Annotated in this window: 15 protein-coding genes and 1 pseudogene; 10 read left to right on the top strand and 6 right to left on the bottom strand. The window is 40.3% G+C overall.

Features of this window, described 5'->3' with window-relative positions; all coding sequences use genetic code 11:
- Positions 1-193 precede the first annotated feature (193 nt).
- Both ACLFKQ_RS24745 and ACLFKQ_RS24740 read left to right on the top strand, forming a co-directional pair.
- Positions 194-892 carry a GntR family transcriptional regulator gene (locus ACLFKQ_RS24745; protein ID WP_449002347.1) on the top strand — a complete coding sequence of 233 codons (699 nt, stop codon included), beginning with the start codon at positions 194-196 and terminating at the stop codon, positions 890-892.
- Positions 893-896: 4 nt separating this feature from the next.
- On the top strand, positions 897-1307 hold the full coding sequence (locus ACLFKQ_RS24740; RefSeq protein WP_449002346.1) for an allophanate hydrolase-related protein: 411 nt from the start codon (positions 897-899) through the stop codon (positions 1305-1307).
- Positions 1308-1314: 7 nt separating this feature from the next.
- Here ACLFKQ_RS24740 and ACLFKQ_RS24735 read toward each other — a convergent pair whose 3' ends face one another.
- Positions 1315-2562 (bottom strand): allantoate amidohydrolase, encoded by a 1248-nt coding sequence (locus ACLFKQ_RS24735; RefSeq protein ID WP_449002345.1) that lies wholly within the window; start codon positions 2560-2562, stop codon positions 1315-1317.
- 247 nt (positions 2563-2809) lie between these two features.
- On the opposite strand from ACLFKQ_RS24735, the gene puuE reads away from it, so the two are divergent.
- The 4 genes and pseudogenes from puuE to ACLFKQ_RS24715 all read left to right on the top strand — a co-directional run.
- Positions 2810-3715, top strand: coding sequence for an allantoinase PuuE (puuE, locus tag ACLFKQ_RS24730; RefSeq protein ID WP_449002344.1), 906 nt, complete (start codon positions 2810-2812; stop codon positions 3713-3715).
- 148 nt (positions 3716-3863) lie between these two features.
- Positions 3864-4061 (top strand): hypothetical protein, encoded by a 198-nt coding sequence (locus ACLFKQ_RS24725; protein ID WP_449002343.1) that lies wholly within the window; start codon positions 3864-3866, stop codon positions 4059-4061.
- A 149-nt stretch (positions 4062-4210) separates the two neighbouring features.
- Positions 4211-4411, top strand: coding sequence for a hypothetical protein (locus tag ACLFKQ_RS24720; RefSeq protein ID WP_449002342.1), 201 nt, complete (start codon positions 4211-4213; stop codon positions 4409-4411).
- Between the two features lie 47 nt (positions 4412-4458).
- A pseudogene (locus ACLFKQ_RS24715) lies at positions 4459-4920 on the top strand (IS630 family transposase); the annotation flags it as partial.
- 266 nt (positions 4921-5186) lie between these two features.
- Here the strand turns inward: ACLFKQ_RS24715 and ACLFKQ_RS24710 are convergent.
- Both ACLFKQ_RS24710 and ACLFKQ_RS24705 read right to left on the bottom strand, forming a co-directional pair.
- Complete coding sequence (locus ACLFKQ_RS24710; protein ID WP_449002341.1) at positions 5187-6209, bottom strand: DMT family transporter; 1023 nt, start codon at positions 6207-6209, stop codon at positions 5187-5189.
- A gap of 179 nt (positions 6210-6388) precedes the next feature.
- Entirely contained in the window at positions 6389-6871 is a 483-nt protein-coding gene (locus ACLFKQ_RS24705; protein ID WP_449002428.1) for a COP23 domain-containing protein, read from the bottom strand.
- Between the two features lie 450 nt (positions 6872-7321).
- Between ACLFKQ_RS24705 and ACLFKQ_RS24700 the strand changes: the two genes are divergently transcribed.
- A complete protein-coding gene (locus ACLFKQ_RS24700) occupies positions 7322-7570 on the top strand; it encodes a two-partner secretion domain-containing protein (protein WP_449002340.1) in 249 nt (82 codons plus the stop codon).
- On the opposite strand, the gene ACLFKQ_RS24695 is transcribed toward ACLFKQ_RS24700, so the two are convergent.
- Complete coding sequence (locus ACLFKQ_RS24695; RefSeq protein WP_449002427.1) at positions 7519-7692, bottom strand: transposase; 174 nt, start codon at positions 7690-7692, stop codon at positions 7519-7521. The genes ACLFKQ_RS24700 and ACLFKQ_RS24695 overlap by 52 nt on opposite strands.
- A 98-nt stretch (positions 7693-7790) precedes the next feature.
- On the bottom strand, positions 7791-8279 hold the full coding sequence (locus ACLFKQ_RS24690; protein ID WP_449002339.1) for a helix-turn-helix domain-containing protein: 489 nt from the start codon (positions 8277-8279) through the stop codon (positions 7791-7793).
- 122 nt (positions 8280-8401) lie between these two features.
- Here ACLFKQ_RS24690 and mazG point away from each other — a divergent pair, with 122 nt between their 5' ends.
- The 3 genes from mazG to ACLFKQ_RS24675 all read left to right on the top strand — a co-directional run bounded on the left by mazG (position 8402) and on the right by ACLFKQ_RS24675 (position 11333).
- Positions 8402-9226: a nucleoside triphosphate pyrophosphohydrolase gene (mazG, locus tag ACLFKQ_RS24685; RefSeq protein ID WP_449002338.1), complete on the top strand. Its 825-nt coding sequence runs from the start codon at positions 8402-8404 to the stop codon at positions 9224-9226.
- A 317-nt stretch (positions 9227-9543) separates the two neighbouring features.
- Positions 9544-9927, top strand: coding sequence for a hypothetical protein (locus ACLFKQ_RS24680; RefSeq protein ID WP_449002337.1), 384 nt, complete (start codon positions 9544-9546; stop codon positions 9925-9927).
- Positions 9928-10145: 218 nt separating this feature from the next.
- On the top strand, positions 10146-11333 hold the full coding sequence (locus tag ACLFKQ_RS24675) for an NAD(P)/FAD-dependent oxidoreductase (protein ID WP_449002336.1): 1188 nt from the start codon (positions 10146-10148) through the stop codon (positions 11331-11333).
- Between the two features lie 133 nt (positions 11334-11466).
- Here the strand turns inward: ACLFKQ_RS24675 and ACLFKQ_RS24670 are convergent, their stop codons facing one another.
- Positions 11467-11892, bottom strand: a complete 426-nt coding sequence (locus tag ACLFKQ_RS24670; protein WP_449002335.1) for a transposase — start codon at positions 11890-11892, stop codon at positions 11467-11469.
- Positions 11893-12015 lie beyond the last annotated feature (123 nt).

Genomic DNA, 12015 nt, shown 5'->3' with positions numbered 1-12015 from the left:
AAATCATTAGAGAATCATCTAGGTGCTATCTGGCACTTTGTGTATTACTATAATGGTTCATTGCATCTTTAGCACTACCCTAAAACCAAATCTTTCTCAATCTCAACTTGCCGCACGATTGCTATTAGCTTTTTGTATACTGTATACTGTAGACCTAAACATCTAGTATCTTGAGTAAGATTAAGCTCAATCTATGGTTGCCATCCAACGAAGTCAATCTCTACGACAGCAAGTATATCAAGCTCTGAGACAAATTATTTTCAGAGGAGATTTGGTTTCGGGAGAAAGAGTAATTGAAACTAAGTTAGCCGAACAATTGCAAGTCAGTCGTACTCCGATTCGAGAAGCAATCGGTCAGTTGCAACAGGAAAAATTAATTGTCTCTAACCCCCATGGAGGTTTTAAGGTTGCGACACTCTCTACTAAAGATGCAATCCAACTATATGATTGTCGTATAGCTTTAGAGCAGCTTTCAGTGACAGAGGCTTGTAAACTCGCTACTGCCCAACAACTTGAAAGATTAGAAAACTATGTACTGTCAGCAGAAAAAGCTACAGAATCTGGAACCAGTAAATCTGACAGCCAGAAACTTTTAGAGTTAGATTATCAATTTCATCATCTCATCGCAGAAAGTTCGGGTAACCAGTGGTTACTGACTTTGCTGGCACGAGTTTTCGACCAAATGGCATTGCTGAGAATTCAAACTACTAAACACAATCCTCAAGTTTTAGAAATACGTTTAGAACATCGACAAATCTATGAAGCGATCGCTGCAAGAAACGTAGATTTAGCCCGAGAAACTATTAAAGAACATTTAATTGCTAGTAAAACCAGAGTCGTGCGCGAACTAGAAATCATTAACCACACCAAATTACTTACACCTACGGCATAGGATTATGGCAACAACAGAATCGAATACCAAGCAAGTTTTTATTTGTGGTTCGGCTTTGAGAGGACAGCCAGATCATCACAATTTGCAATCGGCAGAATTTATTAAAACCGCAAAAACCTTGCCTCAATATCGACTTCATGCAGCAGAAAACGGCTGGCATCCTGCTATTTATCCCGTAGAAACAGGAGGAGTTAGTATTCCTGGTGAAATTTACAAAATGACAGAAGAACAGTATGAATATCTGTTAGCTAACGAACCTCCCCATATGTATCCCGATACAGTCAACCTAGAAGGAGGAGAAAGAGCGATCGCTATGCTTTATCCCCGAGAACTAGTTGAAAAATACAATTGGCCCGATATTTCCAGTCTCGGAGGTTGGGCAGCATATAAACAGTTAACGGCTGACAATGGATAGCATAAATCTATGGTTGATAATAGTTATCTAACTGCATCAAAGTATGTAGCAAGACATTAGCTCCCTGAATACACTGTTCGGGAGAGGTGTATTCGTTGGCATCATGAGAAACTCCCATTTGACTGGGAACGAAAATCATCCCCATATCAGTAATTTGAGCGAGTTCTTGTGCGTCATGGCTAGCACGACTGGGTAAATAAGTATAACTCAAGTTTAAACGTTGGCAACTTCGAGCGATCGCTTGTTGAATATAAGCCTCTGCCAAAGCAGGTTCGTTGTTCAAGCAAGGATGTAAACGAATTTGGGTATTGGTAGCGACGACTATTTCTTCGAAATGGATGCTTAACTGTTCTAGCAGACTGTCTATATGCAAACTGGATAGGTCGCGGATGTCTAGGCTCATTTCTACCCAACCGGGAACGACGTTAGCAGCGTTAGGTAGAACTTCCATTTTACCTACTGTAGCTACCTGTTGCCCTGGAGTTTTGCCGATACGATTGACAGCTAAGACTACTTGTGATGCTGCCACTAAAGCATCGCAGCGCATCTGCATCGGTGTGGTACCTGCGTGGTTGGCACTACCTTTAACGGTAATATTAAACCGTCTTTGTCCTACAATGCCTTCTACTACCCCGATTTGTTTGCCCATAGATTCGAGCATCGGTCCCTGTTCGACATGAAGTTCGACAAAAGCAGTAATGTCTGAGGAACTACGACGAGCTAGAGCGATATTATGCCAATTCCCCCCGATTTTTGCCAAACAAGACTTAATATCCGTGCCATCGGGACGACGATAATAGTCTGGATCGTTAATTACTCTACCCGATATGGCTTTAGAACCGATCATGCTACCTTCTTCATCGGTAAATACAATTACTTCTAGAGGGTGGTTCAGCCTCAGCTGATTTTCTTGAAGAACTCGTACTACTTCCAATGCCGCTAAGACTCCGTATGCGCCGTCATAATCTCCACCACAGGGAACGGTATCGATGTGAGAACCCGTAGCTAAAGCTGGTGCGTCGGCAAGTTTGCCGGGATATTTCCCGATGATGTTACCTGCCGCGTCAATCCTAATCTGCATCTGAGATTCCTTCATCCAGTGCATTACCAAATTACGCGCTTCGAGATCTTCTTGACTGTAAGCAATCCGTTTGATTCCATCATTAGGAAGTTTGCCAATCTGAGCTAAACGAGCAATACTTTGGTTTAAGCGATCGCCATTGACCAGTAGTTGAGCCGTAGTCGTTGTTTTCATAGGTAGACCCAAGACAGGGAAAATTAAGTATACTGTATACAATAAATTTTATGTTTAGGCTAGCACAATATTTTATGTCAGAAAGATAATTTGTTTACTACTCCTAATCTGGATTTGCCGCTCGGCGATCGCCTCAAGAATTTGGTTTTGTATACCAATACTCTAACTATCATAGCGATCGTCGTTATGTTGGAGAGTGTTGAAAAATCTACTAATTTAATTAAACTAACTAGATTCGCTGCTACTCATGTCTTATCCGCGAGATTTAATCGGCTATGGTGTCAATCCTCCCCATCCCAACTGGCCGCAAGATGCCAAAATAGCTCTGCAAATAGTACTTAACTACGAAGAGGGTTCGGAGTATTCCATTCCCGACGGCGATGATGCTGCCGAAATATACTTGCGCGAGGTGCCTGGTTCCTCTATGGGTAAAGGTATGCGTGACTTACAAGTAGAATCAGTTTATGAATATGGTAGTAGGGTGGGATTTTGGCGTTTGATGCGCCTATTTCAAGAAAAAGAGCTTACAGTAACTATTTTTGGTGCGGCATTGGCACTAGAAAGAAATCCCCAAGCAGCAAAGGCTATTGTGGATGCGGAATACGATATTTGCTGTCATGGTTGGCGGTGGATTGGTCATCATCTGTTAGACGAAACTGAAGAAAGAGAACATATCCAAAAAGCCATAATCTCTCTGAAAAAACTTACAGGCGAGCGTCCTTTAGGATGGTATTGTCGGTATGCACCTAGCGTCAATACTCGCCGTTTAATTGTCGAGGAAGGGGGATTTTTATATGACTCTGATGCTTATAATGACGATTTGCCTTACTGGGTAAAGGTAGCAGGGAAAACTCATTTAGTTATTCCCTATACCCTAGACAATAACGACATGAAATATTGCGTCGCACCTGGTTTTAATAGTGGCAATGATTTTTATACTTATCTTAAGGATGCCTTTGATGTTCTCTATAGTGAAGGGGAAACTACACCCAAAATGATGTCAGTAGGACTTCATGCCAGACTAGCCGGTAGACCAGGAAGAATTGCTGCTTTGGCCCGTTTTATCGACTACGTTCAAAGTCACAACAGAGTGTGGATTTGCCGTCGCATCGATATTGCCCGACACTGGATCGAACATCATTCTCCAATTTAATTAATCTATTGTGACACCAAGTTGACACCAATTTTCCAACTTTAATTTAAATATTTAAACTGTTGAGTTGATACTAATTAACTCACTAATACCAATTGGATCAAAAAATGTTATAAATACTTAACAGCGATCGCTAGTAAATTGAGCTATGTCTGGAGTACTAAAAATTGAAATTACCGAGTCAGAAGAAAGCTTAAAAAAGCTACTAATCAACCAAACAATCGGAAAAAAGAGAGAAAGAATACAAATTCTTTATTGGCTCAAAACTCATCAGGCAGAAACAGTAGGGCATTTGGCAACTCTAACTGGTCGTCATCGAGTTACAATTTCGAGATGCTTAAGTTAGGGAATGAACCGCCGTCGCACGGCGGTTCACAAGCCCTAACCGTTGGTCAATATCGACAAAGAGGACTTAATTACCTGCTATAAATTGGTAAAAGTTCAGGAAGAATACCCTTAATTTCAGAAGCAGTCAAAGAAAAACTCAACCAGGAATTGTTAGAACCAGAAGGGTTTGATAGTTATCAAGAAATTCAACAGTGGCTCTGGAGCGTCCATGATGTTGAAGCGTCTTATTGGACAGTACATAAAACAGTTCGTTATCAACTTAAGTCGAAATTAAAAGTACCTCGTCCAATTAATCTTAAACAAGAACCAGGAGCAGTAGAAAACTTTAAAAAAAACTGCCAGAATTAATTGAAAGTCTTGTAGAATAGAATCGAGAACTATTAAACAAACATGAAACAGTTCGTTGTTGGTGTCAAGATGAAAGCCGATTTGGATTAAAAACTGTTTCGCGAAGAAAGATTACTGCTAAAGGGGTTAAACCGATAGGAATTGAACAATGGAAGTTTTTGTATCGATGGTTATATGGATTAGTTGAACCGTTAACAGGAGAAAGCTTTTTTTGGGAGTTTACTCACTTAAACAGTGTCTGTTTTGAAATATTTTTGGAATTATTTTCCGAAACCGATCCGAATGAACTACATATAATCCAGTTAGATAATGGGGGTTTACACAAAGCTTTAAGCTTGAATATTCCCGAAAATATTATCTTACTTTTTCAACCCCCTTATTCACCGCAAGTTAATCCTATAGAAAGATTATGGGAAGCTCTCAAAGAAAATTTTAAATGGATTAACTTTGAGTCGGTAGAAGAACTCCAAAAAGATATTACCAAACATTTGCAGGACTTACGCAGTTGAATGAAATTTCGTTGTTTGAGCAGCGAGTCAGTAACGGTAAATCAAGGTTTAGAGTGCTGAAGTGCGTAAGTCCTGATTTGAATAAATTAACCACTCGAACTATTGCTAAAATTACTGGATGGAAATTTATTATTGATGCTTTATGTGTAGCAAACATTTAGCCAATTGGTATAAGCCAAGACTCGGAGGTGTAGAAAAAGAGAGAGCGGATGTGTAGCATTCTTTCTTCTATTTCAGATTAGTTAGCTGATTAATTGTCGTAAAGCTCAAATTCCCTTAAATCCAATTGCCTCATTCATTTCCTTGTTTGTCGGTTGCTGGGCAGGCTCGGTTATGTTGAGACGATACACTCCAATTTGATTGAGAACAATACCGGAGAGAATTACACTGCCTCCAATATACTGAGCTACAGTCGGCACTTCTCCTAAAATTAGATAGGCTGCCAAAATTCCTGCAATCGGCTGAAATGCACTAGCTAGGGAAACTTCGCCAGCGTTACTGCGCTTTAAGCCGCTAAACCAGAATAGTTGCCCTCCTACTACGATAACTGCACTGTAAACTAACATCCACTGCCACAAAACTGGCGAGGTGACATCCATGAAATGACTGGGACCGTAAAGCACGATTGTGGCGATAAAGAAGACGATAGTGCCCATCAGGGTTCTGAAGCTGCTGAAAAAACCCAAGGGTATCTGTCGCAAGCTGACTTTACTAATTAGGGTCGAAATCGCTAGAAAAATAGCAGCAATGGCGGTGAGCAACTCGCCAATTCCAATCTCGATACCCATTCCCATAGCTATCGGGTCGTTCTCTGGTGGCTGAAGCAGAATAGTCAGGGTCACACCGATAAAAGAGACAATGGCCCCACTGACAACCCAGGCATTTACACGTTCTCGCAACAACCATACTGATAAAACTAAAATCAACGGTGATTCGATCCTTCCGATTAAAATTACGTTGTTAACCATTGTCAACGAAAGGGCCATAAAGATTAGAGTAGGAGCGATTGCCGCACCTAAAATGGCTACCGTAACCATTGCCTGCCATTGCTTCGAAGTTAGTTGCCTCAATAAACCCAAGCGCCACTGACGATGGTAAATTACCCCCAAAAGCACCAGCGCACATAAGTTGCCTACAAAGAGGACATTGCAAAAGGAAATTGGATTGCGCCCATCGATCGCATATTGTGTACCGAGTTCGACTAGCTTGCGCGTTACAGTATTGGCTGCTCCAAAGATTAAAATAGCAAGCAGTAAATAGACCCGTCCAGAGCGCTGAGAGAGCATCATCCGGTTTTTCACAAGCAATTCCATACACTGTGTTGATTGAGAAGGGTTCAAATATTTTGCCTAATTGACTATGCAATTGACCAACCCTTATCTACTCTAACTTTACATTCCGCAGTCTTAAAGATGAAATATGAATCAATTAATTATGATAGTTTTTTCTCAAAAAACAGCATTAAATTCTAGAACTGAAGTCCTAATAATTGCCACAAGTTAACTGGATAGTAAATTGATTGTACACCTCGCTCGTAAGAAACCTTTTTATTAATTTGTAATTGGGGATCTAAAGTTGATTCTAAGACTTCATTAGCAGTTTTTAGGGGTTTTTCTACAGGAGCTAGAGCCAGTAAAAGTAAATTACACTCATTATTTTCTCCAGCCAAACAAATAACGGGAAGATTTTCTAGTTGTGCCGGTTTGAAATTAACAGTAGACAAATCTTTATGAGAAACAAAATAATTTTCTAATTTTCGTGATACCTCATTGCAGGTTTGCTGAAGATCGATCTCACTAGGCAAAGCTTCTTCCCTCCAATGAAATATAGGCACAATCTCTCCATCGCTGGTTTGGGCTAGGGTAGTAGAGGTATCGTTATCAGCCTGGCAAAAGAAAGTTGTTTCTGAAGATAGGTTTGATTCACCATGAGCAGCAGTAGCAGCAGCAATTATGCCACCTACTATAAAGTGAGACTAAAGTTAAATGTTTGCTTTTCATAACTCTTAGGTAGCTCATTTGGCTACAGGCTTTTACTAACATGTTATCGCTTCAAACTGGAAATACTATTAATTTAAATGAACTCAATTGATAGCTCTTGACTTAAAACAGACTAAAGCGTCTAATTTAGTCTGCGGGCACTTTACAAGTACTACTCTTCAATATTCAAAAAACTTCATTAAATCAATACTTTACAAAAATATGGTGACTGGGTACCAAATATTTTGTAAACCAGCTTATGACGCTAATTTTTAATAAAATTAACGCTGTTTTTTTGTAGTAAAACGAAACAAAAATGTAAACAATTGCTAGATACGATCTTTAAACAATTTGCAACACAGGATATTTATAGATATTCGTAAGAAACGCTGCGATAGCATTTTAGTTCCAGGAGTGCAGAGATGAAACCCAGTTATTATCTACCTCTATCTTTAGCTTGTTATTTAATTGGTTCTCAATTTAGTCATGCTTCGGCACAAATAACTTCTGATGGAACGGTTAATACACGAGTTACTCAAAATGGAAACGTCTCGGAAATAACTGGAGGAGAGACCAGAAAAAGTAACTTATTTCACAGTTTTAGAGAATTTTCTGTCAATTATGGCAATGAACTAATAACTTTTCGACTCAGTTTTGGGAGAATCTTTTGAATAGTATTTCTCAAGGCATCCAAATCTTCAAATAACCCCCACTTCAGGTCTTTTTTGAGATGTTTCCACAATCTTTCAATTGGATTAACTTGTGGACTATAGGGAGGTTGAAAAAGTAGAATTACATTTTCAGGAATATCTAACTCAAAAGATTAACGAATTTGTTCTTATACACCTAAACTATCTTGATACTGTTCCAGGCTACTGATTATCTTTTGACCTAGTTTTTTTTGAAGTTCTCGCTCGCCCCTTTTTCTTGTTTAAGATTAACAGGGCGAGGTACTTTCAATTTAGCTTTCAATCGATAGCGAACTATGTCATGAACTACTTTATAAGATGCTTTGACATCACACACTGTTTCTAACCAGGTTTGTATTTCTCTATAACTGAACAATCCTTCTGGGTCGCATAGCTCCTCTTGAAGAAGAGCGATCGCGCTCTGAGGAATGGTAGCTGGTCTTCCTGGACTAGACTTAATGGTCAGGAGCGCTTTGAGACCTCCTCGGCGATATTTGCTCAGCCACCTAGAAACCGTGGTGGGATGCCGACCTAACATTGCTGCTAAATGCCCTACGCTGTTTGCTTGATTGGTTTTGAGCCAGTAGAGAACTGGAACTCTTTCTTGAGTTTTGGCACTTTTAAGTTGAGTTAATAACTTTTTCAGTGTGGCTTCTGATTCAACAATTTCAATTTTAAGAACTCCAGACATTCACAAATTTCAGATGGGGATATTTTCTAAGTATTTATAGCATTATTTAAGTGAATTGGTATTAAAAGCTTTATCCTATTAAGTAAGTGGCGCGCTTCTTTCCCAAAATCATTCAAAATCTCATGAGTTCTCAATCGACAACCTATGATTCGGTACTAATCGCCTTACAACGTTTGATCGATGTCGTGGCACAATTGCGATCGCCCGATGGCGGTTGTCCTTGGGATTTGGCGCAAACACCTCAAACTCTAATCCCCTATGTTATTGAAGAAGCCTATGAAGCGGTAGAGGCGATCGCTAGTGGCGAGCGTGATGCGATCGCCGAAGAGTTGGGAGATTTGTTGTTGCAGGTAGTCTTGCAAGCACAGATCGCCAGCGAACGAAATGATTTTACTCTAGAAGTAGTGGCACGAGGGATTACCGAGAAATTAATTCGCCGTCATCCTCATGTATTTGGCGATATCCAAGTCAACAGTGCGGCTGAAGTAAATCAGAACTGGGAACAAATTAAAGCTTTAGAAAAAGGCGTAACCTCAGAACGAGCTAAATTATTAAGCCGCAAACTAGAACGCTATGCTCGTAGTTTACCTCCTTTAATGGCGGGAATGAAAATTTCTAAAAAAGCCGCTGCGGCTGGTTTTGAATGGCAAAATATCGAGGGAGTTTGGTCGAAGTTTGAGGAGGAACTAAGGGAATTTCAGGAAGCTTTATCTACGGAAAATAAAGAACATCAGCAAGCAGAACTAGGGGATTTGCTGTTCACGATAATCAATCTTGCTCGTTGGTACGATCTCGATCCTTTTGAGGCTTTGCAGGGTACGAATCGCCGCTTTATTAACCGACTAAAAATTATGGAGGGAGTCGCCAATCGCCCTCTCGCCGATTACGAACTTAATGAACTCGAATCTCTCTGGCAACAGGCTAAAGCACAATTAGAAGAGCGATAAGCCCTTCGGGCATGGCTTTGCTTACCGCATTGACAATTGCTCTAGTTCTCAACTAAATTTTAAACGAATTTTTAGGTCTTAAGTTAGTAAAATTACACGAATAAAGTCGAGCCGATCGGGTTGTTATTAGTTAGTGGTTAGTAGTTATTAATAGTTATTTTAAACAGCTTAATAACCGTTGGCACTGTTATGTTTATTTTGTTATGCCTACTTAATTAGTGTCATCAATTTAATTGACTTGAATTTTTTTGTAATATCTATATTATTACCTTTATTATCACTGTTGTTTGTACGCCGATTTAAAGTATTTAAAAGCGATGAAATTGTTAGCAGAAACTAGAGCCAAACTAAGCTGGGAGCAATACGACCGAAATCTCGATCGCAGCCAATTTGAACGGCTTGAAAATCGATTTTGGGAAACTTCCTTACCTAAAGACATTCCCGAGGCAAAGTTATCAAAGCGAGTCATTCGATTTTTACCCGAGCGCCAAGATCTTGATAGCATTGAGTTCGAACCCAAGTTTAACAAACTGGAAATTATTATCAACAACTTATTGCTAACCTTATTTACAATTATTGCTAGAATAATTGCCTCGATTGTTTCTCCTTCTTTTTTAATCTCTCTAATTAAAACTTATTCTCGTAAAATCTTAGTCTTAGGAAAAAACACAATTCGTAAAAAGAGCGACTTGAAGATTTAATGTTGCTTGTCGGCAAAATTGATAAACTCTTGTTGAAGTTTTGCTTACCTGACTTCGTTTCTCTTAAAAATTCCAGCTGTCTGTCGTTATCCATTGTCGCTCTAATTTTAATTTCGTTTACTGCTCCAATAGAAAAGCTATATACTAATCGAAATATAATTTGGGCAGAGAAATTCAATCGTTTTTAATGCTTTTGTTAGATACCATTCAATAACTAAATGACGACATACGACTGGATTGTGATTGGTGCGGGGATTACTGGCGCATCCCTAGCTTACGAACTCAGCCAACAAAACTTCAAGGTGTTGTTATTAGAACGAGATTCCATACCTGACAATGCAACCGTTTATAGTTACGGTGGCTTAGCTTATTGGTGGGGAACAAACGAATTAACCAGACAGTTAGGTCGAGAAGGCATTGAGTTACATCGTCAGCTTGCCGCAGAACTAGATGGAGATACAGAATTTCGAGAACTAGATTTGGTTTTAACGATCGATCGCGATCGCGAGCCTCAAACCATAGCTGAAAACTACGATTGCTTTGAGATTAAACCCGAACTACTTAGTGTTGAAGAAGCTTGTCAGCTAGAACCCCTGTTAAATCCGAAAGCGATCGCGGGATGTCTGCGATTGCCCCACGGACACATACATCCTCAAAAAACTACTGATGCCTATCTTCAAGCTTGTTTGCGTAATGACGGAGAAATTAAATACGAACCAGTGACAGGTTTTATCGTTCGCCAAGGGCGGATTTGGGGAGTTAAAACTAACTTCAATACCTATTATGCTGCTAACACCGTAGTTTGTGCGGGCGGCTTGTCGCGATCGCTGCTTCTCAATGCAGACATCAAAGTCAACAATTATTTTACCCACGCCGAGCTAATTAGGACTCCCCCAGTCAATCTCAAGCTCAATACTGTAGTTATGCCAGCAGTGCAACAGAGATTCGCTTTGGAAGCTATTGCCGGAGAATTAGCTAGAAAATCTGATTGGAACTCCTACCGAGAGAATAACCAGCCCAATTCAGTTTTAGATGCTGGTGCAGTACAATTTCTAGACGGGAGTTTGTGTCTGGGTCAAATAAGTACTATTTTGTCTAACCCTAATGCCAAGCTCGATCCAGTAGCAGGAGAATCTAAAATTAGGGAGCAGTTGGGCAGCATACTACCTATATTAGAAACAATACCAGGAACTTACCATCATTGTCTAGTCGCTTTTAACAATCGCGCGATCGCCCTAGTCGGTCAACTACAGCCTCTAGCAGGAATTTATCTGTTTTCTGGGTTTACCAGCACCTTAGTTTTCGCACCGATTTTAGCCAGACGCTTTGCTCGTTGGTTAAGGGGGGAGGCAGATGAGATTATTTCTCAGTTAGCCGAGAGCTTTAGTAGTAATTTTGAAAAATAGTTCGCTCTTCACACAATAAGTAATGTATAACTTTCATGTGTATTCAGTTATTCCTACATCTGATTGATTGCTAGATCGTTCATTAGCTCCACTCGCAAAAAATTTTAGCTAAGAGTCTGTGAAAAAACCCAGCTCAATTGAGAGTGGCTTGCTCTGGAGTGAGAGAGAAAAGATGGCGTAACCAAATCAAGAGATTGTGGGCTACGGCCATCCACAAAGCGACACAGTCGACTTTCGCTAGTCCTCGCACTCGCAATTGCTGAATTCCATAACGGCAGCGAGCTTGGGCGTTGACACAGTCGACTTTCGCTGCTCGAAGCTTGTCGGTCTCCTTCGCCCAGTCACTACCCATCCGCTCCCGCCAAGCAGCGATGACCTCAGAATCGGAACCCAAAGGCTGGTGAGGGTCTCGCTCGGAGTCTTTGGGTTTGGGGACGGGAGCTAAAATGCAGACGCCTTTGTCGGCCGCCTCTTCAATCGACTCCTTACTGGTAAATCCACCATCAGTGAGCCAGTGGTCGGGCAAATCCTCACAACGAGTTTCCACTTGGTCAATCATAGGTAGCATTTGGCTTTTATCGCTGCCATTGGTTAGCGGTACTTAAACAATTTAAACAGACAAAATAAGATAGAATACCTTTGCTGATTAACTTTAACATTATTCTAAAGCCCGATCGCACTT

It is taken from the genome of Myxosarcina sp. GI1(2024) (assembly GCF_053543375.1).
This window is presented reverse-complemented; position numbering and strand designations above follow the sequence as displayed.